The sequence below is a fragment of the Serratia nematodiphila DZ0503SBS1 genome, assembly GCF_000738675.1.
In the GTDB taxonomy this organism is placed as follows: Bacteria; Pseudomonadota; Gammaproteobacteria; order Enterobacterales; family Enterobacteriaceae; genus Serratia; species Serratia nematodiphila.
The window spans coordinates 216761-243480 of the sequence record NZ_JPUX01000002.1 but is presented as its reverse complement, the minus strand read 5'-3'; the positions used below and the strand labels follow the sequence as shown (position 1 = coordinate 243480).

At 60.5% G+C, this 26720-nt stretch carries 27 protein-coding genes; 12 read left to right on the top strand and 15 right to left on the bottom strand.

What is annotated here, in order from left to right; translation table 11 throughout:
• Positions 1-29 precede the first annotated feature (29 nt).
• From JL05_RS21765 to JL05_RS21735, 7 genes are all read right to left on the bottom strand, one after another.
• Positions 30-569: a GNAT family N-acetyltransferase gene (locus JL05_RS21765; protein WP_033633842.1), complete on the bottom strand. Its 540-nt coding sequence runs from the start codon at positions 567-569 to the stop codon at positions 30-32.
• 111 nt (positions 570-680) lie between these two features.
• On the bottom strand, positions 681-1706 hold the full coding sequence (locus JL05_RS21760; RefSeq protein WP_033633840.1) for a MerR family transcriptional regulator: 1026 nt from the start codon (positions 1704-1706) through the stop codon (positions 681-683).
• A gap of 233 nt (positions 1707-1939) precedes the next feature.
• On the bottom strand, positions 1940-2389 hold the full coding sequence (locus JL05_RS21755) for a type II toxin-antitoxin system PemK/MazF family toxin (protein ID WP_004939660.1): 450 nt from the start codon (positions 2387-2389) through the stop codon (positions 1940-1942).
• Between the two features lie 151 nt (positions 2390-2540).
• Positions 2541-3353: a MetQ/NlpA family lipoprotein gene (locus JL05_RS21750; protein ID WP_033633839.1), complete on the bottom strand. Its 813-nt coding sequence runs from the start codon at positions 3351-3353 to the stop codon at positions 2541-2543.
• Positions 3354-3484: 131 nt separating this feature from the next.
• Positions 3485-4327: a DUF1460 domain-containing protein gene (locus JL05_RS21745; RefSeq protein ID WP_033633838.1), complete on the bottom strand. Its 843-nt coding sequence runs from the start codon at positions 4325-4327 to the stop codon at positions 3485-3487.
• Between the two features lie 104 nt (positions 4328-4431).
• Entirely contained in the window at positions 4432-4974 is a 543-nt protein-coding gene (locus tag JL05_RS21740) for a GNAT family N-acetyltransferase (RefSeq protein WP_033633837.1), read from the bottom strand.
• Positions 4974-5441, bottom strand: coding sequence for an acyltransferase (locus tag JL05_RS21735; RefSeq protein WP_004939644.1), 468 nt, complete (start codon positions 5439-5441; stop codon positions 4974-4976). Before JL05_RS21735 ends, JL05_RS21740 begins: the two co-directional genes overlap by 1 nt.
• Positions 5442-5646: 205 nt before the next feature.
• Here JL05_RS21735 and JL05_RS21730 point away from each other — a divergent pair, with 205 nt between their 5' ends.
• Positions 5647-6237, top strand: a complete 591-nt coding sequence (locus tag JL05_RS21730; protein WP_033633836.1) for a Yip1 family protein — start codon at positions 5647-5649, stop codon at positions 6235-6237.
• Between the two features lie 57 nt (positions 6238-6294).
• On the opposite strand, the gene JL05_RS21725 is transcribed toward JL05_RS21730, so the two are convergent.
• Positions 6295-7146, bottom strand: coding sequence for a DMT family transporter (locus tag JL05_RS21725; RefSeq protein WP_033633835.1), 852 nt, complete (start codon positions 7144-7146; stop codon positions 6295-6297).
• Positions 7147-7745: 599 nt separating this feature from the next.
• Between JL05_RS21725 and JL05_RS21720 the strand changes: the two genes are divergently transcribed.
• Genes JL05_RS21720 through JL05_RS21710 form a run of 3 tightly spaced genes read left to right on the top strand, consistent with a single transcriptional unit; the run spans position 7746 to position 10445 of the window.
• Positions 7746-8462, top strand: a complete 717-nt coding sequence (locus JL05_RS21720; protein ID WP_033633834.1) for an ABC transporter ATP-binding protein — start codon at positions 7746-7748, stop codon at positions 8460-8462.
• A 16-nt stretch (positions 8463-8478) separates the two neighbouring features.
• Positions 8479-9441 (top strand): ABC transporter substrate-binding protein, encoded by a 963-nt coding sequence (locus JL05_RS21715; protein WP_033633831.1) that lies wholly within the window; start codon positions 8479-8481, stop codon positions 9439-9441.
• A complete protein-coding gene (locus tag JL05_RS21710) occupies positions 9438-10445 on the top strand; it encodes a FecCD family ABC transporter permease (protein ID WP_033633830.1) in 1008 nt (335 codons plus the stop codon). Before JL05_RS21715 ends, JL05_RS21710 begins: the two co-directional genes overlap by 4 nt.
• Positions 10446-10508: 63 nt before the next feature.
• Here the strand turns inward: JL05_RS21710 and dld are convergent, their stop codons facing one another.
• From dld to JL05_RS21695, 3 genes are all read right to left on the bottom strand, one after another.
• A complete protein-coding gene (dld, locus tag JL05_RS21705; protein WP_033633829.1) occupies positions 10509-12215 on the bottom strand; it encodes a D-lactate dehydrogenase in 1707 nt (568 codons plus the stop codon).
• A gap of 126 nt (positions 12216-12341) precedes the next feature.
• The gene (map, locus tag JL05_RS21700; RefSeq protein ID WP_033633828.1) at positions 12342-13136 is read right to left on the bottom strand and encodes a type I methionyl aminopeptidase; all 795 of its coding nucleotides are present in this window, start codon (positions 13134-13136) and stop codon (positions 12342-12344) included.
• Positions 13133-13336 (bottom strand): ParD-like family protein, encoded by a 204-nt coding sequence (locus tag JL05_RS21695; RefSeq protein ID WP_033633827.1) that lies wholly within the window; start codon positions 13334-13336, stop codon positions 13133-13135. The genes map and JL05_RS21695 overlap by 4 nt, the downstream gene beginning before the upstream one ends.
• A 168-nt stretch (positions 13337-13504) precedes the next feature.
• Between JL05_RS21695 and ddlA the strand changes: the two genes are divergently transcribed.
• A complete protein-coding gene (gene ddlA / locus JL05_RS21690) occupies positions 13505-14608 on the top strand; it encodes a D-alanine--D-alanine ligase (RefSeq protein WP_015377061.1) in 1104 nt (367 codons plus the stop codon).
• A 34-nt stretch (positions 14609-14642) separates the two neighbouring features.
• Here the strand turns inward: ddlA and JL05_RS21685 are convergent, their stop codons facing one another.
• Positions 14643-15422, bottom strand: a complete 780-nt coding sequence (locus tag JL05_RS21685; protein ID WP_033633826.1) for an ABC transporter substrate-binding protein — start codon at positions 15420-15422, stop codon at positions 14643-14645.
• 34 nt (positions 15423-15456) lie between these two features.
• On the bottom strand, positions 15457-16611 hold the full coding sequence (locus JL05_RS21680) for a pyridoxal phosphate-dependent aminotransferase (RefSeq protein WP_033633825.1): 1155 nt from the start codon (positions 16609-16611) through the stop codon (positions 15457-15459).
• 118 nt (positions 16612-16729) lie between these two features.
• On the opposite strand from JL05_RS21680, the gene JL05_RS21675 reads away from it, so the two are divergent.
• From JL05_RS21675 to JL05_RS21665, 3 genes are all read left to right on the top strand, one after another.
• On the top strand, positions 16730-17650 hold the full coding sequence (locus tag JL05_RS21675) for a LysR substrate-binding domain-containing protein (protein ID WP_033633824.1): 921 nt from the start codon (positions 16730-16732) through the stop codon (positions 17648-17650).
• 112 nt (positions 17651-17762) lie between these two features.
• Entirely contained in the window at positions 17763-20060 is a 2298-nt protein-coding gene (bglX, locus tag JL05_RS21670) for a beta-glucosidase BglX (protein WP_033633823.1), read from the top strand.
• 72 nt (positions 20061-20132) lie between these two features.
• Positions 20133-21056 (top strand): DUF7916 family protein, encoded by a 924-nt coding sequence (locus tag JL05_RS21665; RefSeq protein ID WP_033633822.1) that lies wholly within the window; start codon positions 20133-20135, stop codon positions 21054-21056.
• Here the strand turns inward: JL05_RS21665 and JL05_RS21660 are convergent.
• On the bottom strand, positions 21053-22081 hold the full coding sequence (locus JL05_RS21660; protein WP_033633821.1) for a methyltransferase: 1029 nt from the start codon (positions 22079-22081) through the stop codon (positions 21053-21055). The two genes, JL05_RS21665 and JL05_RS21660, sit on opposite strands and share 4 nt — an antisense overlap.
• 353 nt (positions 22082-22434) lie before the next feature.
• On the opposite strand from JL05_RS21660, the gene JL05_RS21655 reads away from it, so the two are divergent.
• Positions 22435-22827 (top strand): hypothetical protein, encoded by a 393-nt coding sequence (locus JL05_RS21655; protein ID WP_033633820.1) that lies wholly within the window; start codon positions 22435-22437, stop codon positions 22825-22827.
• A gap of 73 nt (positions 22828-22900) precedes the next feature.
• On the opposite strand, the gene JL05_RS21650 is transcribed toward JL05_RS21655, so the two are convergent.
• Entirely contained in the window at positions 22901-23701 is an 801-nt protein-coding gene (locus JL05_RS21650; protein ID WP_081877851.1) for an alpha/beta fold hydrolase, read from the bottom strand.
• A 236-nt stretch (positions 23702-23937) separates the two neighbouring features.
• Between JL05_RS21650 and JL05_RS21645 the strand changes: the two genes are divergently transcribed.
• The 3 genes from JL05_RS21645 (at position 23938) to JL05_RS21635 (ending at position 26715) form a co-directional block, all read left to right on the top strand.
• Entirely contained in the window at positions 23938-24693 is a 756-nt protein-coding gene (locus tag JL05_RS21645) for a CDP-diacylglycerol diphosphatase (RefSeq protein WP_033633818.1), read from the top strand.
• A 169-nt stretch (positions 24694-24862) separates the two neighbouring features.
• Complete coding sequence (locus JL05_RS21640; RefSeq protein ID WP_050501283.1) at positions 24863-25387, top strand: MarR family winged helix-turn-helix transcriptional regulator; 525 nt, start codon at positions 24863-24865, stop codon at positions 25385-25387.
• On the top strand, positions 25384-26715 hold the full coding sequence (locus JL05_RS21635) for a c-type cytochrome (RefSeq protein ID WP_228392561.1): 1332 nt from the start codon (positions 25384-25386) through the stop codon (positions 26713-26715). Before JL05_RS21640 ends, JL05_RS21635 begins: the two co-directional genes overlap by 4 nt.
• Positions 26716-26720 lie beyond the last annotated feature (5 nt).

Below are 26720 nucleotides of genomic sequence, written 5' to 3'. Positions count from 1 at the left end.
CTAACTCCCTATCGTGCGTCGCCATGCCTTCAAGGATGCTGATTGTCGCCCGCGCCCAGCGTGCGCTGCATGATGTGGGTGTCGCGCCATTCCCCCAGCTTGAATCCCACGGCCTTTAACGTCCCGACGCTGGTAAAGCCGAGCGACTGGTGCAGCGCCAGCGAGCCGCGGTTGGCGGCGGAATCGCCGACGATCGCCAGCATCTGGCGCCAGGGACCTTGCTCGCAGCGGGCGATCAGCGCGCTCAGCAGCGCCTTGCCGACGCCTTTGCCCTGCTGCCCTTCGGCGATATACACCGAGTCTTCCACGGTAAAGCGATAGGCCGGCCGGGGGCGATACGGCGTGGCATAGCAGTAGCCCACAATACGGCCTTCGCTTTTCGCCACCAGCCAGGGCAGCCCGGCTGCTTGCACCTTGGCCAACCGCAGCTGCATTTCCGCCCGCGTCGGCGGTTGTTCTTCAAACGAGGCGGCTCCGTGCAGCACGTGGTGGGTGTAAATACGCTGCACGGCGGCCATATCGTCCGGTGTGGCGTCAAGGAGGCTGAGTACGGGAGCGGAGAGCGTCATGGCGGGTCTGTTCACCTTGAAAATCAGCGGATAAACGCCATTATGCGCGCCGCTCGCCGTCGGGGTAAATCGGGTTTTCTTATGGTGAGATAAGAAAACCCTATGGGGTCGTCAACCGCGCATCAGCCGGGTCACGGCCTGGCGCAGATAGGCCAGAAGCGGCGGAGTCATCCAGGTGCCCTCGGTCAGCGAGGGTTCCCGTTCCATCGCTTCGCGGATCTTCATTTGCGTCGCCGGGTTGGTGCCTGCATAGGATTGGAACAGCGCCAGCCAACTGGCCGCCAATCGCACCGCCTCCGGCGAATCGGACGGTATGCCGTCGTTCATCGCTTGATGGAATTGAGCGATCAGAGCCGGCCACTCCTGCAGGCGGGTGAAATAGTGTTGACGCACATAGGCGTACTCTTCCGCCGACAGGTATTTTTGATAGACAGCCAGCTTGGTTTCGGCAAAGGCGCGGGTGATGTAGTCCGTCATCGTCGGTGTAATGCCGGTCTGTTCGCGCATCGACGGTTCGTCGGCGTGCATGGCGTTCAGCCGGGTGAGAAAGGCCGGGTTGCCGGCGGTGTCGCGCTCCAGCATCAGCATCCAGCGGCGCGCCAGCGCCTGTGCCTGTGGCGCCTGAGGTTCGACGCCTTCCGCCATCAGTTGTCCCACGCTGCTCACCAATGCAGCCCATTCCTGATTGCGGGCGGGATCGGCCTGGTAGAACGGCAGTTGCGCCAGCTCATCGGCGGTAAAGTATTTATCGTACATGGTCATTAACTCCAACGTAGTTAGCCAGTCGTTCAGTTCTGGTTCGTGCCCGGTGGAGAGTTGGGCATGCATGTATTGCAGCCGGCCGCGCAATGCGGCGATCTGTGCCAACTGCTGGTCCAACATGGCGATCTGCTGCTCAATCACCGCCGGAAGCGCCAGCCCTGAACGCGCCAGAATTGCCCCGACTTCCGCCAGCGAAACGCCCATCCGGCGCAGCGCCTGGATGTGGTGCAAGCGGGTGATGTCAGCCCGGTTGTATAAACGATAACCGGCGTCGGAACGCGCAGAAGGGACCAGCAAGCCAATGCTGTCGTAGTGATGCAGTGTGCGAACGGTAATGCCGGAACGGCGCGCCAGTTCGCCGACTTTCAATAACATATGTAGCTCCTCCCTTGTGCGTGCCGGGATACTAAAGCCTGACGCCACGTAAGGGTCAAGAGCGGGAAGAAAAGATGACGTTTTAAAAATCGGTGGGCGCTTGATAGGCAAAAGCCCAGCTGGATGGCTGGGCTTCGCAGGTCCCTGAAAGGGAGGGTATAGCATAAGGGCCTTTATCGGCTACGGCGACAATTTCACCTGATTTGTCTGTTTTGTCAACAACAGCGTACTGGTCAGAACAGCATATTTTTGGCATTGATCGACTTAATGACGGCGCGTTGTATGTCAGCAACAAGCTCGCGCGACAGACACTGGGTAAGAAAGCCTCTCTCTTTACGGGCTCTGTTCAGCCGTTGGCGGCTGACTTGCTGCACCAGATCGCCCTTTGCCCAGCGGGTTTGCGGATGAAAGAATCTCATATCTTCGATGAGTTCACGCGTAATTTCGATGTGCAATCCCCGTTCGATCTTGTTCGAATCTCTGGTGGTCGACAGCGGTACGATAATGCAGGCATTGCCGTTAATTTTGCCGTTTAACACAACAACTAAACGGTTCTTCACCATTTCTGGTGGAATGTGGCCATCATAAAAGCCGGCTTCATGCGGTTGGCAGACTGATAGGGGATAGTTGCCATAGTTGCACTCAAGAATTTCCCCGACCTTGGGGGCAAATTTGATCGGCATCGAGACACTCCTTTGTTGTGAACAATCCGTGTTATGGAGGAATGAGCATGCGGGCGTTTTGCTTTTAGAGAAAGGTGTGGCTAAGGAAACGGGGAATGAAAGTGAAATATTGCGGATTCGTACGCAGAATCCGCCTTGATGGTGGCCGAATTTACCAGTCTTTCACCGCGCCGCCGTTGAAGATTTTTTCGGCGGCTTTGGCCACTTCATCCGACTCATAGGCCTTGATGAAGTTCTGCACGTTCGGCGCGTCCTTGTTGTCTTCGCGGGTGACGATGATGTTGGTGTACGGTGAGTCTTTATCCTCGATGAAGATGCCGTCTTTGGTCGGCGACAGGCCGGTCTGGTTGATGTAGGTGGTGCTGATGACGGCGACGGTGACTTTCGGATCGTCCAGCACGTGCGGCAGTTGCGCGCCTTCCAGCTCCATGATCTGATAACGATGCGGGTTGGCGCTGATGTCCAGGGCGGTAGGCAGCAGCCCCTTACCAGGCTTCAGGCTAATCAGCCCGGTTTTTTCCAGCAGCAGCAGGGCGCGCCCCAGGTTGGTCGGATCGAGCGGGATGGCGATCACCGCGCCGTCCGGCAGCTCTTTCAGCGATTTTATCTTTTTGGAGTAGCCGGCCATCGGGAAGACGAAGGTATTGCCGACCGCCACCAGCTTGTAGCCGTGATCTTTGTTTTGCTGTTCGAGGAATGGGCGGTGTTGGAACACGTTGGCGTCCAGTTCGCCCTTGTCGGTGGCGTCGTTCGGCAGCAGCGAGCCGCTGAAGCCGACCAGCTCGACGTCCAGCCCATATTTCTCTTTCGCCACCTGCCTGGCGACTTCCGCCACGTCCTGTTCCGCGCCGTTGATGACGCCGACTTTGATATGGTTTTGGTCGGTTTTTTGATCGCAGCCCTGTAGCGCCAATACGGCGGCGAAGGCCGCCGCCAGAGGGGTGATACGCCAGCGTAAGGTCATCGAAGTCTCCCTGAAAAGAACAATAAAATCAGTTGGTTTTTGTTCTTACAGCTAAGCCTGAACCGCCGATGAAGTCAAACGCTCGTTCAGCATAAACGGCTATAGCTTATAGCCGTTTATGCTGCGGGGAGTTATCGGCTGAGCGAACGCAGCACGACGATGCCCGGCGTAGCCATCACGTAATCCATAAAGGGCGAATCGACCACCCGCATGTTGGCTTTGCGCGATGAGGCGTTGCGCAGCACCGGGCCGTTGTCGGTCATCACGAAGATGCCGGTGTGGGTCACGTCCAGCCCGGCGAGATTGGTGTAAATGCCGATGTAATCGCCGGTGCGCAGTTGGGCCAGCACCTTGTCGTCGACGCTGTCGCTGGGGATATAGGTCACGCTGCGCTGTACGTCGGGCAAGCCGGGCAGGTAGCTGCTGCCGTCCGCCTTCTGGTTGAGGGTTTTCACGAGGCTGACGGCGTGCGGGCTGAGCTGCGCGGTGATGTCTTCGGCCACCTGGTGCGGCCGCTGCGCCCAGTCGGTGAAGAAGTGCTTGCGTTGCGGGAAGGCGATTTTGCCATCGACGTAGCGGATGTCTATCAGCCGCTGTACGAACTCGCCCTCGCTGCGGGCGGTGCTGAGCGCTTCCACATAATCGATGTAGGTGAAGCAATCCAGCCCGCGGAAGTCGATCACCAGCTGCTCGGGCGTGCTCTGCGAGCCGATCAGGCGGTTGGCGAGGTAGGGCGTGCCGAGGAATTCGCGCGAAATCAAATCGACGGTGCGGCCATGCGGCTGCGCGGCGGGCCAACCGGCGCGCAGCGCGAGGATCTCACGCAGCTTGCTGCGGGTGCTGGCGTCCATCTGCGGCTGCAGGTTCGGCGGCGCAACGGTGGCGTCGGTCGGCGGCGTTGCCGGGGTGGGGGGCTCGGCGCATCCGCTCATGGCGATAGCTAACATCAGTAAAACAGCCTTGTTCTTGTTCATACGGCCCTCCATGGGTGTCGCTGGCTTATCAGAGTAAGTGATAACAGTTCTCATCCGATGGTAGGGGTTAAAAAGTAAACATAACCTCAATGAGGCCCGATAAATCAGTAACCGATTTCGTTATTGAACGGCAAATACCAGAACAGCGCGATCTCGTGATCGGCGATCTCCGGCTCGGCGCGGTACAGCAAACGATCGATGCCGCCGAGGATAAACCCATAGTGCTGGTAGCAGCGGCAGGCCGCCAGATTGTTGTTCTGCGTTTCGAGCATCATACCTGAGGTTTCCTGCTGCCGCGCCCACTGTTTGGCGCAGTCCAGCAGCGCCCCGGCGATGCCCTGGCGGCGCGCGTCAGCGCTGACGGCGATCTCGTCGATCAGGGTGTAGCCGTTCCAGTTTTTGCTCAGCGTGATGTGGCCAACGGCGTCGTCCTGGCGATAAGCCAGGAAGGTCACGCTGTCTTCGTTGGCGAACGGCGCCAGGGGATAGCGTTTGCGAAACGGCGCCACCGGGCGGGTTGGCCAGCTGTCGACCGGGCTGTCGAACTGCGGCAGGGCGTAACAGGCGATGGTAAAGCCGAAATCGCCGCGCGTCAGGTAATCATCGGGCAGCGCCTCAATGGCCACGATGCGGATGGCCGGGATCATTACGGCAGCTCCCGCAGCAGGCGCGCCGGGTTGCCGGCGTAGATCCCCTTGCGGGTGATGTCGCGGGTCACGACCGCCCCGGCGCCGATCACCGCGTCGCTGCAGATCTCCACCGCCAGGATCGTGGCGCCGGAGCCGATGGACACCCGATCGCCGATGCAGGTGCGCCCCCAGCTGGCCGGATCGGCATTGGGCGCGCCGTCTTTGAACAGATCGTTGGCGAAGGTGACGCCATGGCCGACAAAGCACGCTTCGCCGAGGGTGACGTATTCGCAGATAAAGCTGTGCGACTGAATTTTACTGCGCGCGCCGATGCTGACGTGGCGCTGGATCTCGACGAACGGGCCGACGAAGACATCGTCACCGAGCCGGCAACCGTACAGATTGCAGGGTTCGATCACGGTAACGTTGCGCCCGGCTTCGACGTCGACGATCCCCGCCTGGCGGGTGGTGATAACGGATGACATGACCTTCCTCACAGCCTGGTTTTCATGGTGGGAGTATAAGACAAAGCGCCGCGGCGTTGCGCTTTCCGCACGTTTTTTCGCCGAAAGACTATAATTAGTACAGGGGAGAGAGCCCCGTGGCCGCAATCCTCGCACGGGTAGCAGTCCGTCAGAGGTGTGAAATTCGTTCGCCGATCGCGGCCTACGGCGAGATTGGAGGTGTCTCATGGTCAGTCATGTTTGGGGACTTCTGGCGCATCCCAGCGCCGAGTTCGAACAGATCAAAAGCGAGAATGAAAGCGTCTCGCACCTATACACCCATCACGTGTTGCTCTTGGCAGCCATCCCGGTGGTCTGCGCCTTTATCGGCACCACCCAGTTGGGCTGGCTCTCCGGCGAGGGACATGCCATCAGGCTCGACATGTTTACCGCGCTTTATACCGCCGTGGCGTTCTACCTGCTGATGCTGGCGGGCGTAGCGGCCATGGGGAAAGTCATTCACTGGATGGCGCGGCGTTATGAATCGCGCCCCAGCCTGCACCGCTGCATGGTGTTCGCCGGCTACGTGGCGACCCCGATGTTCCTCAGCGGGGTAGTGGCGCTTTATCCGGTCGTCTGGCTGTGTCTGTTTGTCGGCATTATCGGCCTGTGCTATTCGGGCTATCTGCTGAATCTGGGGATCCCGCACTTCCTGAATATCGACAGTAAGGAAGGGTTCATCTTCTCCAGCTCGACCTTCGCTATCGGCATTCTGTTGCTCGAGCTGCTGCTTGGGGTGACGGTGCTGCTGTGGGGGTACGGTTCCTGGTTATTCTGAGTTAACGGCTGTTGTTGTCGCCCCCGCGCCGGTGGAACGGCGCGGGGGCTTTTGCTTTTATGCGCGGCGGAAAACCAGCATCACGCCGAGCACGATGCCCGCCATCCCCAACAGGCTCAGCGCGGCCAGCGCGTGGCCGAGCAGCAGATAATCCAGCAGGGCGGTCACCGCCGGGATCAGATAGAACAGGCTGGTGACCTGCACCAGGTTGCCGCGCTGGATCAGGTGATACAGCAAGAACGTCGCCAGCACCGAGATCACCACCGCCATCCACAGCAGCGGCCGCACGAACTCAGGCCGCCAGTCGACCCGCAGCGGCTCAAACGGCAGCGCCAGCGTACACATCAATAGCCCGATGGCATACTGCAGCGGCAAGACCGCCAGCGGCGGCTGCGTCATGCCCTTTTGCAGCAGGGTGCCGGCGGTCATGCTCCCCAATGCGATAAAGGCGAACAGCATGCCGCTCGGCGAGAAATGAGCCACCATCAGGCTTTGGTACACCACCAGCGTCAGCCCGGCCATCGCCAGCGCCAGCCCGAATGCGCGCAGCCCGGTGCAGCGCCGTTCGGTGATGAACTGGGTGAGGATCGGCTGTACGCCGAGCAATGTGGCCAGCACGCCGGGCGTAATGCCCTGTTCCAACGCCAGCAGATAGCAGATCTGATAGCTGCCGATCATCAACACGCCGATCAGCGCGACGCGCCGGCGGGTGCCGGGGGCGGGCAGGCACTGGCGCCGCCACAGGCCGATGGCCAACAGCACCGCCAGCGCGATGGCGCAGCGGAAGAACAGAAAAGCGAAGGCGGAGGCGTGCTCCAATCCCCAACGGGAGAAGATCGCGCCGCTGCTCCAGAGCAGGACGAACAGCGTAGCCAGGCCGGCATTGGCCCAGAGAGAAGGTAATCGCATATCAATTTCACCTGTCGTGAAAATTACAGGCTCCGGCGCGCGCGGCGGTCTACGCATGAACGCAACAGATCACTAAGCCGGAGGTAAAAAGTCGGTTTGGCTTAACGCACAACCACAAGGCGTGGCGGGTAAGCGGCAACCGCAGAAACGACAGAAGAAACGGCGGGTGGGGCGGAGGAAGCACACAGCAAAACGACGGCCGGAACGGTCGCGTTTGTCGGATCTGTGCTGTGCGCCAGGTAGGTCATGTGAGTTCCTGAAAACCGTGAATGAAACCAGTCGCCTCAAACATAACCAAGTTCAGCGGGGCGTGCAATCGGAAATCACAGAGATATTAATGATAATGAAAATCATTATCATTAATAAAAAGGTGTGCTATGTTGCTTTAATCACGCCGTTTTGACGCAGGGCGCGGCTTGCCCTCTGCCTTGCTTCACGCAGCGCGTGCGGCAGAAGAGTTTGCGATTCGCTTTTGCAGAAGGCGAGCAATCGTGGTAAAAAACACTGATATGTTATAATATAACAATTTATGCATGATGAATTCAGCTCACGACATCCTCCATGTTGATGGAGTTAGCCTGACCGGCCACGGCGGGGAATTGATACTCGACAACATCCATTTCGCGCTCCGCGCCGGTGAGAAGCTGGCGGTGATCGGCCCCAACGGCAGCGGCAAGTCCAGCCTGTTGCGCACCCTGATCGGCGAAACGCGGCCGGACAGCGGCGGCATTTACTGGCGAGGGCGCGCCTTGTCCGCGTGGCCGGCGGCGGAGCGCGCCAGAAGCATCGCCTTTCTGGCGCAAAACGATCTGCCGGATTTGCGGCTGTCGGTTGAGGATTACGTGGCGTTGGGCCGTTTACCGCATGGCGAACGCTCTGCGACGGGAAGGCGCATCGTTGACGAGGCCATCGGGGAAACCGGGCTGGCGCCGCTCAGGCACCACCCGTTAGGGCGGCTCTCGGGCGGCCAGCGCCAGCGCGCCGCACTGGCCCGGGCGTTGGCGCAGTCTCCCGAGCTGTTGTTGCTGGATGAACCGACCAATCATCTCGATCCGCCCGGGCGCTCGGCGCTGCTGTCGTTAGTGAAAAATAAAGATATCGCCGTGATTGCGGTGCTGCACGATTTGCCCGTGGCGGAGGCGTTTGCCGATCGGATCCTGGTGCTCAACGAAAGCCGCCAGGTAGCCTGTGGTACGCCCGAGGCGGTGTTGCAGACCCCGGTGATTTTGCCGGTGTTCGGCATGAACAGTTTCAAGGTGGCGCACCCCGTCAGCGGGAAAACGCTGCGTATTTTTGACGTTCCCCATTGCGCTTGATAAACCAGAGAGAAATATGAACACACGCGTATTCCCCCTGCTCCTGCTCCTGCTGCTGGCCGGTGGGGCGGCGGCGGCCGAAAAATTTCCCGTCACCGTAGACAGCTGCGGTTCGCCGATCACCTTCAACCAGGCGCCTCAACGCGCCGTCATCAACGACATCAACATGGCCGAGATGGCCTTTGCGCTCCATCTGCAGGATCGCATTGTCGGGCTGACCGGTATCACCGGCTGGTACAAACTGACGCCCGACTTCAAGGCGGCGATGGGCGCCATTCCCGAACTGGCGCCGAAATATCCCGCTTTGGAAACGTTGCTGGCGGCGCAGCCGGATTTCTTCTTCGCCGGCTGGAATTACGGTATGAAGATCGGCGGCGACGTCACGCCGGAGAAGCTCGCCCCGTTCGGCATCAAAACGCTGGTGTTGAGCGAGAGCTGCGTGCAGGCCGGCGGGCGGCCGCAGAAGGCCGATATGAACCTGCTGTATGACGATGAGCTGAAGCTCGGCAAGATTTTCGGCAAGCCGCAAGAGGCCGCCGCGTTGGTTGAAGGCTGGCGGCGCCGGTTGGCCGCGCTGCCAGTCAGACCGGCGGGTCAGACGCCGCTCAAGGTGTTCGTCTATGACTCGGGGGAGGAGAAGCCTTTTACCAGCGGCAATTACGCCATGCCGACGGCGATCATCGAAGCGGCGGGCGGCCGCAACGTGATGGACGATTTGCCGGCGAGCTGGACGACGGCGTCCTGGGAGGCGGTGGCGGCGGCCGAGCCCGACTTCATTATTCTGCTGGATTACCAGACCGGTTCGGGGGCCGATGCGCTGCGGCGCTTCCTCGAGTCTCACCCGTTGATGAAATTGACCCCCGCGGTACGGCACCACCGTTATCTGAAACTGCAGTATGCGGAGCTGACGCCGGGGCCGGCCAACATCGGCGCGGTGGAAAAGCTGGCGCGGGCGCTGTACGCGCCGGAGGCTGAATGAACTCGCCGACCCGGCGATTTATGCTGCTCGCGCCGCTGGCGCTGTCGGTATTGTGTGGGCTAATGATCTGGAGCCTGCAGCTGGGCAGTGTCGCGCTGTCATGGCGGCAGGCATTGGCGGCGTTAGGGCTCGGTTCGGCGCCCCTCTCCGGCATGCTGGATACCATCGTCGTGCAACTGCGAATGCCCAGAGCCCTGTTGGCGGCGTTGACCGGCGCCGGGCTGGCGATGACCGGCGCGTTGCTGCAGACCACCACCCGCAATGAGCTGGCCGATCCTTTTCTGTTTGGGCTCTCCTCCGGCGCCTCCGCCGGCGCGGTGCTGGTCATCACGCGCTTCGGCGATGCGCTGGGCGCGCTGACGTTGCCGCTGTCCGCTTTCGCCGGCGGCATTTTGTCCGCGATGGCGGTGATGATCCTGTTTCGCGTCAGCCGGGTCAGGCGCGCCGAGCAGCTGATCGTCTGCGGCCTGGCGGTCTCGTTTTTGTTCAGCGCGCTCACCAGCTACCTGGTGTTTTCCGGCGATCAGCGGGCGGCCGGTTCGGTGTTGTTCTGGTCGCTGGGCGGGCTGGGGCTGGCGCGTTGGGATAATCTGTTCATTCCGTTGGCGAGTTTCGCGCTGCTGGCCGGGTTTACGGCGCTGCGTTGGCGGGCGCTGGACGCGCTGCTGGCGGGCGAGCACACCGCCCATTCGATGGGGGTCAACGTCGCGCGCCTGCGCACCGAGACCTTTCTGTGCTGCGCACTGTCCACGGCGTTTCTCGTTTCGCTGACGGGCGTGATCGGTTTTGTCGGGCTGATGGTGCCTTATCTGGCCCGGCGCCTGGTGGGCGTGCGCCACCGCTTGTCCGTGCCGATGTGCGGCCTGCTGGGGGCGATGCTGCTGACCGGCGGCGACATGCTCAGCCGCAGCCTGATCCCCAATCAGGAGCTGCCCATCGGCATCATTACGGCGGGGCTGGGGGGCGCGTTCATCGTCTCCTTGCTGCTGCGCGCGGAACGCTGAATGGGTCATTGAAGGTCAACAGGAAGGTGAGGTGGCCCGCGTCGGCAGGCCAATCGGGCGCTCTTAGCGGGGGTCTTCGGCCCAGCCTTTGCGTTTGCTGGTTTTGCCGATGCCGGGGTTGAAGCTGTTGGTCGGATCGGCGGTGCGGTAGAACGCCTGCAGATCCGGTTTGGCGTGGTACAGGTGGCCGACGTTATGCTCCGCCGGGTACTCGGCGCCGCGCCGGTTGAGGATCTCGAGCATCTTTTCCTTCAGCGCGTGGCTGTCCACGCCTTTTTTCACCACGTAGTCCTGGTGGAAGACGTGGCACATAAAGTGGCCGTAATACAGCTTATGCACCAACTGACTGTCGATTTCCGGCGGCAGCGTTTCGAACCAGTCGGTGTCGTTGCGGCGCAGGGCGATGTCCAGCGCCAGAATATCCTCCACCTTGTCGGCGTGCACCGCGTGGTAGCGCACCGCGGCGCCGGCGGCGGCGAAGCGGTGCAGGAAGGCCTTTTTGCCTTCGTCAGGCGTGCAGGCGAAGAAGGCGCCTTCGGCCTGGGCGAAATAGTCGGTCAGGTAGCGCTGCGCTTCGTCTACGCCGGGGCCGGCCATCTTCAGCAGCAGGTGGTGTTCGAAACGTTCGCGGTATTCCTTCATGCGCCTCGGCAGGTGGCTCGGCGCCAGATGGCTCAGGCCCTGCATCAGCCGATCGGTCAGGTTGTGCGGCAGCAGCGGCAGCTTGTTGAGGCTGGCGTCCATGCGGCCTTTCAGGGTGAAGAAGCGCGGCATCTGATCGGTGCCGAGCTTGTCGATCATCATGAAGGTGTCTTTGCCGTACACCTCGGCGATGTCGAAGATATCGCGGTGCATGTATTCACCGGCCACCGGCAGGTTTTCGAATTTGCTCAGCATGTGGCGGCGCAGTTCGGTCAGCACCGCGGTGTCGTTGGTGCCGATATAGAACACCTGTTCTTTGCCCTCTTTCTCGAAGGTGTCAAGCCGCACCGCGAACACTGCCAGCTTGCCGGCGCAGCCGGAGGCCTCGTACAGGCGGCGTTTGTCGGCGTTGAAGCGGGAAGGGGTGTCGGCATCGACGTCGCGCACCCGGCTGGCGTATTCGTTATCCGAGGCGCGCAGCTCACCGTATTCGACGTCCTCCGGGCGATAGTCGCCTTTTTCCAGCCGGGTGAGGATCTCTTCCGGCGTGTCGCCAAGCCGGATGCCCAGATGGTTCACCAGGCGCAGCTGGCCGTCTTCCCCTAGCTGGGCGTACAGCGCCATTTCGGTATAGGCCGGGCCGCGTTTCACCAGCGAGCCGCCGGAGTTGTTGCACACGCCGCCAATCACCGAGGCGCCGATGCAGGAAGAGCCGATCACCGAATGCGGTTCGCGGCCGTAGGGTTTGAGCAATTTCTCGAGGTGGTGCAGGGTGCTGCCGGGAAAACCGACCACCTGCTTGCCGTTGTCCAGCACCTGAATATGATCGAGGCGCAGGGTGCTGACGATGACGATATCACGGTCATAGTCGTTGCCGCTGGGGGTTGAGCCTTCGGTCAGGCCGGTATTGGCGGCCTGCATGATGACGATTTTGTCGGCGGCCACGCAGGCCTGCAGAATGCGCCACAGCTGCAGCAGGCTGGTGGGAAACACCACCGCCAACGCCTGGCCTTCGCCGGAGCGGAAGCCCTTGCGATAACGCTCGGTGTTGCGATCGCCGGTCAACAGCTGCGGGCCGCCGACGATGTCCTTGAGCTGATTGATAAACGTCTGATTGCCTGACTGCATGCTGCCTGTCTCCCTGTCATCCCCGTCGCCTTAACCGCGGCGCCGGAGTGCCGCGCAATAAGCTAAGAGGTTATCAATTAAATAACTTATTAAGCTATCAGCTTAGTGGGCTAATGGCTTGCGGGTTTAGTAGCGCTCGGCGTAGCCGGCCCGGCGCTCTTCGTCGCGCAGCGTCAGGATCTCCACGCCGTCGGCGGTGACCGCCACGGTGTGCTCCCACTGCGCCGACAGTTTTTTGTCGCGCGTCACCACCGTCCAGCCGTCCTTCTTCTGCTTGATGCGGCGGTCGCCCTGATTGATCATCGGCTCGATGGTGAACACCATGCCTTCCTGCAGCGCCATGCCGCTGCCGGGTTGGCCGTAGTGCAGCACCGCCGGCTCTTCGTGCATGTCGCGGCCGATGCCGTGGCCGCAATATTCCCGCACGATGCTGTAGCCGGCCTGTTCGGCGTGGCGCTGGATGGCGTGGCCGATATCCCCCAGAGTGGCGCCCGGTTTGACCGCGCGAATGCCTTGCCACATCGATTCATAGACGTTGTTCACCAACCGTTTGGCCAGCGGCGTCACCTGGCCGATGCAGTACATCTTGCTGGAGTCGGCGATATAGCCGCCGTTTTCCAGCGTGATATCCACGTTGACAATCATGCCGGAACGCAGGATCTTGCTGGCCGACGGCACCCCGTGGCACACCACGTCGTCTACGGAGGTGTTGAGCACATAGGGGAAATCATACTGCCCCTTGCTGGCCGGGCGTGACTTCAGTTCTTCGACGATAAACGCCTCGGCGCGTTCGTTGATCTCCATGGTGGAGATGCCTTCGACGATGACCTCATCGAGCATAGCAAACACTTTGGCCAGCAGAGCGCCGGAATGGCGCATTTTGGCAATCTCTTCCGGCGTTTTAATCACAATCTGTTTCACCCGACAATCTCCTTCAGCGTCAGCGCATTATCTTTCATCATTTTTTTTACCAGTTGCGGGTAAGTCAGTTCCGGATGGAACTCTGCCAGCATGCCGATCCTGATCCAGTACTCGGCCTGCGCGTTGATCGAACGCGTCATGGTCAGGCTGGCGAGGCGCAGATCGTCATGCAGCACGTCCGAAATTTTTACGATGCCCATCGGCGTCTCCATAAATGAACAATATACGAAGTGTATACGTTTTGGATGGTTGCGATGTGGCATTCTGTGGCGTAAGAAGATTCTGGCAACAACGATTGCCGCCGCCAGGCAATGCGTTTATTGTGATGAACGACTTTTTTGCCATGATTTTTCAGAAGGATTTAAGGCGTGACTAAACTACGTGTTGGGGTGATTTTTGGCGGTAAATCGGCGGAGCATGAGGTGTCGCTGCAGTCAGCCAAAAACATTGTGGATGCAATCGACAAAGAGAAGTTTGACGTCACGCTGCTGGGGATCGACAAACAGGGGCAGTGGCACATCAACGACGCCTCCAATTACCTGCTCAACGCCGAGAATCCGGCGCTGATCGCGCTGAACCGCTCGAACAAGAACGTGGCGCTGATCCCGGGCCAGGAAAAACAGCAGCTGATCGAAGCGGGCAGCGCCGGCGCGCTGGGCCAGCTCGACGTCATTTTCCCGATCGTGCACGGCACGCTGGGGGAGGACGGCTCGCTGCAGGGGCTGCTGCGCATGGCCAATATGCCGTTTGTCGGCGCCGGCGTGCTCGGCTCGGCGGTCAGCATGGATAAAGATGTGACCAAACGCCTGCTGCGCGACGCCGGGCTGGCGGTGGCGCCGTTCGTCACCCTGACGCGCGCCAACCGCGCCGGGTTCACGTTTGAGCAACTGAGCGAGCGTCTCGGCCTGCCGCTGTTCGTCAAGCCGGCCAACCAGGGCTCGTCGGTCGGGGTCAGCAAGGTGGAAAACCGCGCCGAGTTTGACGCGGCGGTGGCGCTGGCCTTCAGTTTCGATCACAAGGTGCTGGTGGAGTCGGCGATCGTCGGCCGCGAGATCGAGTGCGCGGTGCTGGGCAACGACGATCCGCAGGCCAGCGTGTGCGGCGAGATCGTGCTGAGTGACGCCTTCTACTCCTACGACACCAAATACATCAATGAGCAGGGCGCTCAGGTGGTGGTGCCGGCGGCGATCGCGCCGGAAGTAAGCGACCACATCCGCGAGGTGGCGCTGAAGGCGTTCCGCGCGCTGGAGTGCTTCGGGCTGGCGCGGGTGGATGTGTTCCTGACGCCGGACAACCAGGTGGTAATCAACGAGATCAACACGCTGCCGGGCTTCACCAACATCAGCATGTATCCCAAGCTGTGGGCTGCCAGCGGCGTCAGCTACCAGGCGCTGATCACGCGCCTGATAGAATTGGCGCTGGAGCGCCACCAGCAGGATCGCGCGCTGAACAGCTCGGTGTTCGATCGCTAAACGCGGCAGGGGGCGGCGGTGCCGCCCCCGTCCATCACTTCACCGTCACGTCGATATCGCCGAAATACTTCTTCGACAGCGCCGTCACCGTGCCTTGCTGTTTCACTTTGGCGATGGCGGCATCCAGTTTCTTCTTCAGCGCCTCATCCCCTTTGCGCAGGCCGAAGGCGATGCCTTCACCGAGGATCTTGTCGTCGCGCACCGCCTCGCCGACGAAGGCGAAGCCTTTCCCGTCCGGCTGCGACAGGAAGCCGCTTTGCCCCGAGGGCGCCATCACCAGCGTGGCGTCGAGCCGACCGGCCGCCAGATCGAGATACACCTGATTCTGATCCTGATAAGACACCACATCCACGCCCGCCGGCGCCCAATGGGTTTTGGCGTAAATCTCCTGAATCGAGCCTTGCAGCACGCCCACGTGTTTGCCCGCCAGCGCTTTGGCGTCCGGCAGCAGGCCGCTGTCGGCCTTGGCGATCAGGCGGTTCGGCACCTGATAGATGGCGTCAGTAAAGGCGATCGCCTGGCGCCGCTGTTCGGTCACGTTCATCGCCGAGTTGATGGCGTCGAACTTGCGCGCCTGCAGCGCCGGGATCAGGCTGTCGAACGAGGTTTCCACCCAGCTGCATTGCAACTGCGCGGCGGCGCACACCGCGTCGCCCAGTTCAATGTCGAACCCTTCCAGTTTGCCGCTGGCGGATTTGGATTCGAACGGCGGATAGAGCGCTTCCAGACCGAAGCGCAGGCTGTTTTCCGCCGCCAGAGAAGAGCCGGCGGCCAGCAGGCATCCGGCGGCGAACAGCGTTTTCAAAGCTTTCATAGGCAGTGCCCCTTTCCCATGGTCGGACAAAAAATTACACCTGGCTCAGGCGGCGCGCGCCTTCCAGCAGGGTCTCGTTATCTTTGGAAAAACTCAGCCGAATAAGGCCGGTATCGGTGCCGTCGCTGTAGAACGCCGACAGCGGGATCGTCGCCACCTTCGCTTCGCGGATCAAGCGCACGGCGAAATCATTGTCGCTTTCGTGACTGAAGCCGCTAAAGCGGGCCAGCATGAAGAAGCTGCCGCGGCTGGGCAGCAGCTCAAAGCGCGAATCCTGCAGGGCGCTGGCCAGCAGATCGCGCTTTTGTTGGTAAAACGCCGCCAGCCCCAGGTAACTCTGCGGGTTGGCGAGCGCGGCGGCGAAGGCGTGCTGCATCGGCGTATCGGCGGAGAACACCATGAACTGGTGCACCTTGCGGATCTCGTCCATCAACGCCGCCGGCGCCAGGCAATAGCCGACGCGCCAGCCGGTGACGTGGTAGGTTTTGCCGAACGACGACACGATCACGCTGCGTTCCGCCAGCTGCGGATAGCGCGCCATGCTGTGGTGAATTTCACCGTCGAACACCACGTGCTCGTAGACCTCGTCGGACAGGATCACGATGTCGGTGTCGCGGGTCAGGGCGGTCAGGCGGTCGATATCCTGCGCGTCAAACACCGCACCGGTCGGGTTGTGCGGCGTGTTGACGATGATCATGCGCGTTTTGCCGTTGATGGCGGCGGCCACTTCGTCCCAGTCGACGCGAAAATCCTGCAGCGACAGTTTGATCGCCACCGGCGTGGCGCCCTGCAGGCGCACGATCGGCGCATAGCTGTCGAACGCCGGTTCGAAATAGATCACCTCGTCGCCGGGGTGTACCAGCGCGCTGATCGCCGAGTACAGCCCTTCGCTGGCGCTGGCGATCACCGTGATTTCTTCGTCGGCGTCATAGCGCGCGCCATACAATCGTTCAGCTTTTTCCGCCAGGGCAGCACGTAATGCCGCCACGCCGCTCATCGGCGCGTATTGGTTATGACCTGCGCGCATGGCTTGCGCCGTTGCCTCGATCAGCTGCGGATCACCGGCGAAGTTGGGCGCGCCCTGCGACAGGTTGAGGGCCTGATGTTCGGCGCTGAGTTGGCCAATGACGGTGAAGATAGTGGTGCCGACGTCCGGCAGCTTCGAGCGGGATGAGCAGGCGCTCTGCATGATGGGCTCCAGGCAAACAGGGAAGTGTTGAGCGATTAAGCATCAGGCGGCGTAGGCGGACAAGGGAAAGTTTGTCATACTTGCCATGCACTACGATCATACCTAATCGAGGCACGCTATGCCGATATCCCTGCCGTCGCTCGACGTGTTGAAAACCTTCGTGGTGGTGGCGCAACGCCTTAACTTTACCCATGCCGCCCGGCAGTTGCACCTGACGCAGGGAGCGGTCAGCCGGCAAATCCTCGGGCTGGAACAGCGCCTGGGCTATCCGCTGTTCAGCCGCCAGGCGCGTGGTCTGGCGCTGACGCCGCAGGGCGCGCAGCTGCTGGCGCCGGTACAGCAGGCGCTGGGGCAGTTGGATGAAGCCCTGACGCGGGCCGCCGCTCCGCCGGGGGCGCTGCGTATCAAATGCCCGACCTGCGCCATGCGTTGGGTGCTGCCGCGCATCATTCGCCTGCAAAATGAACGGCCGGACATGCATATCGAGCTGACCGCCTCGGTGTCGCACGGCCTGGATTTCAGTACCGAGCAGTTTGACGCCGCGGTGGTATTCGGCCGGCCGCCGGGTAAAAAGCTGACCGCGCACTTGCTGTTCGATGAAATCCTCACGCCGGTCTGCACGCCGACGTTCCTGCCTCCGGCGGCCCGGTTGACGGACTTGACGGACAAAACTCTGCTGCACCCGACGCGCGATCGGCGCGACTGGCTGCGCTGGCTGAAGGCGGCGGGCGCCGATGCGTTGCCGTCCGGTAAGGCCCAGCATTTCGATACCCTCGATCTGGCGATGAGCGCCGCGCTGCAGGGATTCGGCATCGCCATCGGCGATCTGTGCCTGCTGGAGGAAGATATTCAGGCGCAGCGCATCGTCACGCCGTTCCCGCTCTGCGTCAGCAGCGGCGCGGCCTATTATTTGGTCTATCCTGAACGCACGGTGGCGCCGCCGATGTTAACCGCGCTGGTCGATTTTCTGGCGGCGGAGGCCGCCGACAGCCGCGCCCGGCTGCAGAATTACCTGCCGATAACCTGTAATGCTTTGTAAACATTAGCGATGCGAATTCCCTTGGCGATGAAACAGAGTGTGGCAAACTGTTTCTTCACTCCGATTAAACTCCGCGGCGTTGGCGGCGGAAACACGCCTGAGATAAAACAAGATGAAATGGCTTTGTGTGGTGAGTATGTTGTCCGGTCTGGCCCTCAGCCCGGCTTTTGCGCAGGAAACGCCGATAACGCAGGGCATTCACGCCCAGCAGCGCGACGCCTTCGTGTCCAATTTGATGAAGCAGATGACGCTGGAAGAGAAGATCGGCCAGCTGCGGCTGATCAGCGTCGGGCCGGATAACCCGAAAGAAGCGATCCGCGAGGGGATCCGCAAAGGGCAGATCGGCGCCATCTTCAATACCGTCACCCGGCCGGATATCCGGGTGATGCAGGATCAGGCGATGCAGCTCAGCCGCCTGAAAATCCCGTTGTTCTTCGCCTATGACGTGGTGCATGGCCAGCGCACCGTGTTCCCGATCAGCCTGGGGCTGGCGGCCAGTTTCGATCTGGAAGCCATTGCGCTCAGCGCCCGCGTGGCGGCGCAGGAGGCCAGCGACGATGGCCTGAACATGACCTTCGCGCCGATGGTCGATATTACCCGCGATCCTCGCTGGGGCCGGGTCTCCGAAGGCTTCGGCGAAGACACCTGGCTGGTATCGAAAATCGCCAAGGTGATGGTCGACGGTTTCCAGAACGGCGATCCGGCCAAACCCGGTTCGGTGATGGCCAGCGTCAAGCACTTTGCATTGTACGGCGCCGTCGAAGGCGGCCGCGATTACAACACCGTCGACATGAGCCCGCTGCGCATGCATCAGGACTATCTGCCGCCTTACAAAGCGGCGGTGGACGCCGGCAGCGGCGGGGTGATGGTGTCGCTCAACGCGATCAACGGCGTGCCGGCCACCGCCAACCCGTGGCTGCTGAAAGATCTGCTGCGCGACCAGTGGGGCTTTAAAGGCATCACCATCAGCGACCACGGCGCGATCAAAGAGCTGATTAAACACGGCGTGGCCGCCGACGCGCGCGACGCGGTGCGCCTGGCGATCACCTCCGGCGTCGACATGAGCATGAGCGACGAGTTCTACGACAAATACCTGCCGGGTCTGGTGAAGGACGGACTGGTGTCTGAAAGCGATATCGACCGCGCCTGCCGCGACGTACTGAACACCAAATACGACATGGGGCTGTTCACCAATCCTTACGTGCATCTGGGCCCGGCGGGTTCCGATCCGCAGGACACCAACGCCGAAAGCCGCCTGCACCGCGCCGAAGCGCGGGTGGTGGCGCGCAAGACGATGGTGCTGCTGAAGAACGATAAGCAGACGCTGCCGCTGAGCAAGCAGGCGACCATTGCGCTGGTCGGGCCGATGGCCGACAGCCAGCACGACGTGATGGGCAGTTGGTCGGCCGCCGGGGTGGTCAAGCAGTCGGTCACCCTGCGCGAAGGGCTGGAGCGGGCGGTGGGCGACAAGGCGCGCATTCTGTACGCCAAGGGCGCCAACGTCACGCAAGATAAAGGCATCATCGACTATCTGAACGAGTATGAGCCGGCGGTGGCGTTCGATACCCGCTCGCCGCAGCAGATGATCGACGAAGCGGTGCAGGCGGCGAACAAGGCCGACGTGGTGGTGGCGGTGGTGGGGGAATCGCAGGGCATGGCGCATGAGGCCTCCAGCCGCGCCGACATCACTATTCCGCAGAGCCAGCGCGATCTGATCGCCGCGCTGAAAGCCACCGGCAAGCCGCTGGTGCTAGTGCTGATGAACGGCCGGCCGCTGGCGCTGAGCTGGGAGAGCGAGCAGGCGGACGCGATGCTGGAAACCTGGTACAGCGGCACCGAAGGCGGCAACGCGGTGGCGGACGTGCTGTTCGGCGACTACAACCCGTCGGGCAAGCTGCCGATGACCTTCCCGCGCTCGGTCGGCCAGATCCCGATGTACTACAACCACCTGAACACCGGCCGGCCGTTCGGCAAGGAGAATCCGGGCAAGTACACCTCACGCTACTTCGATTCGCCGAATGGCCCGCTGTATCCGTTTGGTTACGGCCTGAGCTACACCACCTTCAGCCTGTCGGATCTGAAATTGTCCAGCCCGACGATGGCGCGCAACGGCAAGTTAACCGCCAGCGTCACGCTGAAGAATACCGGCAAGTACGACGGCGCCACGGTGGTGCAGCTGTATCTGCAGGACGTCACCGCGTCGGTCAGCCGCCCGGTGAAAGAGCTGCGCAACTTCAAGAAAGTGACGCTGAAGGCCGGTCAGTCGCAGCAGGTTGAGCTGCCGATTAGCGAAGAGGATCTGAAGTTCTACAACGCCAGCCTGAAGTGGGGGACGGAGCCGGGCAAATTCAACGTGTTTGTCGGCCTGGATTCCGACAACGTGCAGTCGCAAAGCTTTACCCTGAAGTAAGTCTTCCCCCTCTTTCACTGCGGTGGGAGAGGGGTACCATCCATTCCCGCCAACGTCATCGGAGCCTGTCTCATGAAACGTTATCTGGACTGCAGCGCCAGCGATCTGGCCGATATCGGCAAAGCCGATCTGCTCTATGCCATCCGCGCCAGCGAAGGGCGCATCTTGGTCAGCGAAACCATCGCGGTCACTCAGCCGCTGCTCAATAACGTCACCAACGCCGAACTGGCGGCCAGCCAGGGCGCCGATCTGCTGCTGTTGAACCTGTTCGACGTCGATCGTCCGCACATCGCGGGCCTGCCCGCCGACGTGCCGCCGCAGGAGGCGCTGCGCACGCTGCAGCGGCTGACCGGACGAGTGATCGGGGTGAATCTGGAGGCCGTCGATCCGGCCTTCGCCACCGAACATAACGACTTCTGGCAGATGACGGCGGGCCGCGCCGCCACCGCCGAGAATGCGCGCAAGCTGTATCAGCTCGGCGCGCGCATGCTGGTGCTGACCGGCAACCCGAACAACGGCGTCAGCAATCAGGCGATCGCCGCCGCGCTGAAAGCGATCCGCGATGAGGTAGGCGACGAGATGGTGCTGGTGACCGGCAAGATGCACGGCGCCGGTATCGTGCGCGAAAGCGGCAGCCAGCTGATCGGCGAGCAGGATATCGCGCTGTTCGTGGAGAACGGCGCGGACATCGTGCTGTTGCCGGCGCCGGGCACCATTCCCGGCATGTCGCAGGAGAAAGTGGCGGCGCTGATCGCCTATGCCCAGCGGCAGGGCGCGCTGGCGATGACGGCGATCGGCACCTCGCAAGAGGGGGCCGACGTGCAGACCGTGCGGCAGATTGCGCTGATGAGCAAAATGGCCGGCGCCGATCTGCACCATATCGGCGATACCGGCTATCTGGGGTTGGCGCTGCCGGAAAACATCTTCGCCTACAGCGTGGCGATCCGCGGCGTGCGCCACACCTACAGCCGCATGGCGAGATCGGTGAACCGCTAAGCCTGGGGTTTTTGCGCCGTGACGATGCTGAAATAGCCGAGCGACGGCAGCACCTGAGCAGGCCCGAAGCCGACGTCGCGCAGCAGGTCGCCGATTTCCTTGCCGGAGTATTGGCGGCCCTGCGTCCATCCCATCATCATCAGGCTGTACCCCGCGGCGGCAGGTGGGCCGTCGCCGTCATCGTTGTACAGCACTTCGTGGATCACGATCCTGCCCCCGGGCGGGAGGGCCGCATAGCTCTTTTGCGCCAGGAAGCGGTTCTTGTTCATCGGCCAGTCGTGGAAAATATTGGAGTACAGGTGCAGATCCGCCGCCGGGTAGGGATCGCGCCACATATCGCCGCTGTGGGTGCCGATGCGCTGACTGAGGCCGTAATCGTGCGCGTAGTCGGCGGCGAGCGGGCACACCTCCGGCAGATCGAACACGGTGCACGTGAGTGCCGGCCAATGGGTCGCCAGACTGATGGCATGGGCGCCGGAGGCGCCGCCGATATCCAGCGCCGTGCGGCAGGCACCGAGGGGCAACAGCGTAGGCCAAACGCTGGCCGATCCCATGCTCAGGCTGTGCATGGCGTGGGTAAACAGCCGCATTCTGTCGGCGTCGAGCGTATGGGTTTCAAACAGCCCCTGCTCGCCGTACACCTGCGAGGCATTCTTTCTGATGGCGCTTTCCAGGTTTTTCAGCGTGAAAATCTCGCTGTTTTCAATCATCAAATCCCAAAAATAGCCGAAATAATGCGGGTTGTTTTTTAACAAAAAGGTTTCCGCTTCCGGCGTCAGAGAGAATGTTTCGCTGTCTCTGTCTATCAATTTCAATGCCACTAGCGCCATGACCAGCGTCTCTGCCGGGCGTCTTTCCACATTGGCCTGAGCGCATATATCGGTCAGGTTGCGGGGGTGCAATGCAATAAATTCAAAGATGCCCAGGCGGTGCGCAATAAGCGCCGCCGGATAGAGATATAAATTCATCGTGATATCGAGAATGGTTTTGTCGTCGCATTGCGGCGGCCGGACGGAATGGTTCATGTGAATCCTCTCCCACTAAGGCATGGCGCGTCTTAACAGGCTATGTTACGCCTGTGGTTTTAGCAAAGGACGGGGGCGCGATTGACCGCAGGCCAACGCTTACGTTGTAAATAATTCCATAGTGAGACTATTTTAAAATTGAATTGGGCGCGGTTAATGTCGAACGTAAAAACTGACGTCGGGCGGAGTAATAACCCCATCATGCATTTTTATTTTACTGGAGGTTAACTTAATCACAGTTATTAACGCGTTAGGGTTGTGTTAATCTGAGTCGCCGTTATACCGTACCGATATTCACATTATTTTTGTGAATAATTCAAAGCTAAATAATTCATTATTAAAACGAGATAACAATGAAAAAGAGCATTCTGACCGGCATGATTGCCGCGATTCTGGGCCTGTTCAATACCGCTAATGCCGAAGGGATGGACCCTGCTGCATTGAAAAACGTCTATGACATTACGCGTAATACCAGCGGGCTGATGTCTTACTGCGTCGATAAAGGTTTTCTGAAAGCGGACAGCATCGACAACGCCAAGAAAATGGTGGCCTACGTGGCGGCTATTCCCGGCGGCGTCGACACCCGCGACGGCGACAAGCGTGAAGCGATGGGCCGTGAAGGCAATGTGCTGAACGACGACGGCAACGTGGTTGCGTTGGAAAAGGAAGCGCCACAGGGTCTGCAGACATGGTGCCAGCAGGCTGACGAAGGGATCCGCCAGGGTCTGACGTCTATTGGTCAATAAACGCCGGATGTAGCCTCCCCCTCCCTAAGGCTTCGTCTGAAGGGAATCTCCGGGCCAGGCGGCCCGGAGAATCTTACCAGAATAGTGGCGTAGTGTTTTCAGCCAGAAACGCCAGCAGCGTTTCATTGACCGCCGCCGGATTTTCCTTGTTGCTGATATGCCCGGCGTTGGGGATCAGCACATGTCGGCAGCCGAGAATATCCGCCATGCGCTGGCCTTCCGCCGGCGGGCGCGGCTTATCCTGCGCGCCGGTGATGACGATGCTGGCGGCAGTGATGTTTTCCAGCAGCGCCAGCTTGTCGGGGCGGCCGAAGATCATCCGGCCCAGTGGCACGATGCTGTCGCGCAGGCGCTCGGCGGGCAGGCTTTGCAGATGGGCCAGCAAAGGCTGCGACAGAGCAGCGGGCACGTCGTCGGAATAGAACTGCGCGGCGATATATTCCAGCAGCGGTGACGTGATGGCGCCGGCCTGTTCCACGGCGGCCAGCATGCCCATATAGCGCTGCCGCGCCTCCGGCGTTTCGTCGCCCAGGTAGCTGTCCAGCAGCGCCAGCACTTTCACCCGCTCCGGCGCCAGCGCCGCCAGTTCCGCGCCCCACATGCCGCCGACGGACAGGCCGACGATGCCGAACTCTGCAATATCCAAATGATCCATCAGCGCCAAATGATCGGCGGCGATATCCGACAGGCTGTTTCGTCCAGGCGGCAGCGCCGGGGAGTCGCCGTGGCCCCAGAGATCAGGCACGATCAGGCGGTAGCGTTTCGCCAGCGCCTCGAACTGCGGTGCCCACATGTTCAGATCGAACAGATAGCTGTGGCCCAGCAGCAACGGAAAGCCCGAACCCACGTCGAGGTAATGCAGGGATTTGCCCATCGTTGGCATCTTGTCGGTTCCTTATATAAAGAGAGTCCGGCTGCTTATATCACACTCATATTCAACCTGCGGTATTAATTTACCTTAAATTACTTAGGTAAACCCTTATTTTTAATTTTTATTGATAACAAGACGTCAATGAAAGGTGACGCTAAGGATAATATTCTGGTGACGATAAGAGCCTTGGTTTATGCTGGCGCTTCTTTCAAGATGGAATAGGTAAGCAGGGCGTCGCGATGAAAAGACTTTTCAGACTATTAATTATTTTGCTTGTCATTTTGCTGCTGGCGGCGGTGCTGTGGTGGTTCTTCGGGCGCGGTAATCCGAATGCGCTGTGGCAAATCGTCAGCCAACAGTGCGTGCCCAATCAGCAGCAGAACAACGATCCGGCGCCCTGCTTAAAGGTTGATTTAACCGAGGGTTATGTGCTGTTTAAGGACAGCAAAGGCCCCTATCACGATCTGGTGATGCCGACCGAAAAGGTCAGCGGCATCGAGAGCCCGATATTGCAAGCGGAGCGAACGCCGCCTTATTTCGCCCAGGCCTGGAATAACCGCGAACATATATCCAGCGAGCTGGGTAAACCGTTAAAAGACGCATGGGTTTCTCTGGCGGTCAATTCGAAATATGGTCGCTCTCAGAATCAGCTGCATATTCACGTTGCCTGCTTGCGCCAGGATGTCTATAACGCGCTGGGGCAGCAGGCGGAACAATTAGATCAACAGTGGCGGCCGCTGGCGGTGAAATTGGTCGGCCACCAATATCTGGCCAGAAAATTGGCGGGCACCGATTTAACCCAGGAAGATCCTTTCCGTTTACTGCAGAACTATGTGGTCGAGCAGGGCGACAGCATCGGCAATTACGGCCTGGCGCTGGCGGTCAGCCCGCAGGGCGAGATGCTGCTGTTGGCGAACCGTTTGAAGCTGACCGATCTGAACCTGGGCTCGGCCGGCGAAATTCAGGACTACCGGTGCGAGGTCGCGGGGAACTGAGTTTTTCTTATCGCTCCCCCGTCGTTGGGGAGCGTATGCCGTGCGATATGAACTAACCAAATGTATTAAATCGTTTTTATTTTATTCTCCCTCATCTGCTTGATCCCGTCATAACGTCCGATCTATTATTTGTTTGCACAAGCAAATAAATAATCGAGAGCAATCCGGTATGTCACAACCACGCAAACTTCCTGCTGCACTGGGCATCCATCTGGATGTCACCAATCGCCTGTGGCGCACGGCGATGGACCAGTCGGTGAAAATGACCAATCTAACGCGCCCGCACTGGCTGGCGCTGAGTGCGATTGCCGATCTGGGTGATGGCTGCACGTTGAAAGACGTTTCGCAGCATTTGAACGCCGAAGTTTCGACGATGTCGCGTGCGTTGCTGTTTTTGGAAAAAAATCGGCTGATCGCTCGCGATGCCCTGTCTGAAGATAAGCGCGCTAAAGGCGTGAGAATGACCGTGGCCGGGCAGGAGATGCTGGCGCAGTTGGATCACTCCAGCCAACAGGCGCGGCAAAAGCTGCTTAGCGGCATTTCGGCCGACGATCTGGAGGCTTTTTATCGCGTATTGTTTGGCATCAAACATAACGCGATAGCGATGCTCGAACAGGAAAATCTATTGCCGGACGAGTTTGCGCTGCTGGCGGAGGAGCGCGTGGGAGCGATGAAGCCGGAAGGTGAAGCGTGATCGGCCGCTGGCGGAGAGCACAACAGCTGTGCGTTATCGCGTTGGGGATCTTCTCCTGCTCGGTCTTCGCCAGCCAGAATGACCAACAGGTCATCGCACGCGGAAAATACCTGGCGATCGCCGCAGATTGCGCGGCTTGTCACCGCGGCAGCAGCCAACAGGACGCCCCCTACGTCGGCGGTTATGCCATCGCTTCGCCGATGGGCGATATCATCGCCAGCAATATCACGCCCGCCAAAGGAACCGGCATTGGCGACTACAGTGAACCCGAGTTTCGCCGCGCGTTAACGCAGGGCATCCGGCGGGACGGCCAACCCTTGTATCCCGCCATGCCTTATACCGCTTATCAGGGGTTGAGCGATGACGATCTGCACGCGCTGTATCGTTATTTTATGACCGGGGTCGCACCGGTCGATCGTGCGGTGCCTGAGACCCAACTGACGTTCCCTTTTTCCTGGCGTTATGCGATCCACGGCTGGAACTGGCTGTTTCTGAAAAAAAGGCCCGGCGATGAAGATGAGAAAAAAGCGCGGGGTCGCTATCTGGTGGATGTTTTGGGGCATTGCTCGGCGTGTCACAGCCCGCGTAACGGGATGATGGCCGAACGCGACGATCGCTATCTGGCGGGAGGGGAGGCCGGCGGTTGGATCGCGCCGAATATCACCTCGGATCCCGTCAGCGGCATCGGCGGCTGGAGCCGGAAAGAGTTGGTGCAGTATCTGCGCACCGGGCGCAATGACAAAGCCCAGGCGGCCGGCGGCATGGCGGAGGCGGTGGAGCATAGCCTGCGTTTCCTGAGTGACGACGATCTCAACGCCATCGCCGACTGGCTTAAACAGACGCCGCCGATCGTCACCGTGCAAGGAACGAAAGCGGCCTATGACTATCAGGGAGGCGGTGAAGGCCGTGCAGCCGGGCAGGCGCTGTATGCCGCTGCCTGCGCCAGCTGCCATCGCCTGGGCGGCGAAGGCGCCTATGACGGCCATTTCCCTGCTTTGACTCACAATTCCACCGTAGGCAGCGAGCGGGTCAATAACCTGATCATGGTGATGCTGCATGGCGTGCAGCGCCAGGGAGAGACGCTGCAAACCTGGATGCCGGGATTCGCCGATAGCCTGGATGACCGACAACTGGCCGAGTTGGGCAACTATGTATTGCAGCAATTCGGCAATCCGGCAGTCAGGATAACGCCGGAGCAAGTGGCTCGGCAGCGGGCGGGCGGTGAAAAACCGCTGTTGATCGCGTCATTGCCTTATGTGTTCTGGGGCGGTGTATTGCTGGCATTGATCGTCATCGGGGCGTGGGTGAAACGTCGGATGAAGCATTGATCTAA

What these genes read in the sequence shown, in the direction of transcription:
- dld (WP_033633829.1), bottom strand. Translation starts at nt 12,215, where the DNA reads ATGCAGTCAGGCAATCAGACGTTTATCAATCAGCTCAAGGACATCGTC.
- JL05_RS21745 (WP_033633838.1), bottom strand. Translation starts at nt 4,327, where the DNA reads ATGAACAAGAACAAGGCTGTTTTACTGATGTTAGCTATCGCCATGAGC.
- JL05_RS21750 (WP_033633839.1), bottom strand. Translation starts at nt 3,353, where the DNA reads ATGACCTTACGCTGGCGTATCACCCCTCTGGCGGCGGCCTTCGCCGCC.
- JL05_RS21685 (WP_033633826.1), bottom strand. Translation starts at nt 15,422, where the DNA reads ATGAAAGCTTTGAAAACGCTGTTCGCCGCCGGATGCCTGCTGGCCGCC.
- JL05_RS21740 (WP_033633837.1), bottom strand. Translation starts at nt 4,974, where the DNA reads ATGATCCCGGCCATCCGCATCGTGGCCATTGAGGCGCTGCCCGATGAT.
- JL05_RS21725 (WP_033633835.1), bottom strand. Translation starts at nt 7,146, where the DNA reads ATGCGATTACCTTCTCTCTGGGCCAATGCCGGCCTGGCTACGCTGTTC.
- JL05_RS21710 (WP_033633830.1), top strand. Translation starts at nt 9,438, where the DNA reads ATGAACTCGCCGACCCGGCGATTTATGCTGCTCGCGCCGCTGGCGCTG.
- JL05_RS21695 (WP_033633827.1), bottom strand. Translation starts at nt 13,336, where the DNA reads ATGGGCATCGTAAAAATTTCGGACGTGCTGCATGACGATCTGCGCCTC.
- JL05_RS21755 (WP_004939660.1), bottom strand. Translation starts at nt 2,389, where the DNA reads ATGCCGATCAAATTTGCCCCCAAGGTCGGGGAAATTCTTGAGTGCAAC.
- JL05_RS21760 (WP_033633840.1), bottom strand. Translation starts at nt 1,706, where the DNA reads ATGTTATTGAAAGTCGGCGAACTGGCGCGCCGTTCCGGCATTACCGTT.
- JL05_RS21655 (WP_033633820.1), top strand. Translation starts at nt 22,435, where the DNA reads ATGAAAAAGAGCATTCTGACCGGCATGATTGCCGCGATTCTGGGCCTG.
- JL05_RS21660 (WP_033633821.1), bottom strand. Translation starts at nt 22,081, where the DNA reads ATGAACCATTCCGTCCGGCCGCCGCAATGCGACGACAAAACCATTCTC.
- JL05_RS21665 (WP_033633822.1), top strand. Translation starts at nt 20,133, where the DNA reads ATGAAACGTTATCTGGACTGCAGCGCCAGCGATCTGGCCGATATCGGC.
- JL05_RS21650 (WP_081877851.1), bottom strand. Translation starts at nt 23,701, where the DNA reads ATGGGCAAATCCCTGCATTACCTCGACGTGGGTTCGGGCTTTCCGTTG.
- JL05_RS21645 (WP_033633818.1), top strand. Translation starts at nt 23,938, where the DNA reads ATGAAAAGACTTTTCAGACTATTAATTATTTTGCTTGTCATTTTGCTG.
- JL05_RS21735 (WP_004939644.1), bottom strand. Translation starts at nt 5,441, where the DNA reads ATGTCATCCGTTATCACCACCCGCCAGGCGGGGATCGTCGACGTCGAA.
- JL05_RS21730 (WP_033633836.1), top strand. Translation starts at nt 5,647, where the DNA reads ATGGTCAGTCATGTTTGGGGACTTCTGGCGCATCCCAGCGCCGAGTTC.
- JL05_RS21715 (WP_033633831.1), top strand. Translation starts at nt 8,479, where the DNA reads ATGAACACACGCGTATTCCCCCTGCTCCTGCTCCTGCTGCTGGCCGGT.
- JL05_RS21640 (WP_050501283.1), top strand. Translation starts at nt 24,863, where the DNA reads ATGTCACAACCACGCAAACTTCCTGCTGCACTGGGCATCCATCTGGAT.
- bglX (WP_033633823.1), top strand. Translation starts at nt 17,763, where the DNA reads ATGAAATGGCTTTGTGTGGTGAGTATGTTGTCCGGTCTGGCCCTCAGC.
- JL05_RS21675 (WP_033633824.1), top strand. Translation starts at nt 16,730, where the DNA reads ATGCCGATATCCCTGCCGTCGCTCGACGTGTTGAAAACCTTCGTGGTG.
- JL05_RS21765 (WP_033633842.1), bottom strand. Translation starts at nt 569, where the DNA reads ATGACGCTCTCCGCTCCCGTACTCAGCCTCCTTGACGCCACACCGGAC.
- JL05_RS21680 (WP_033633825.1), bottom strand. Translation starts at nt 16,611, where the DNA reads ATGCAGAGCGCCTGCTCATCCCGCTCGAAGCTGCCGGACGTCGGCACC.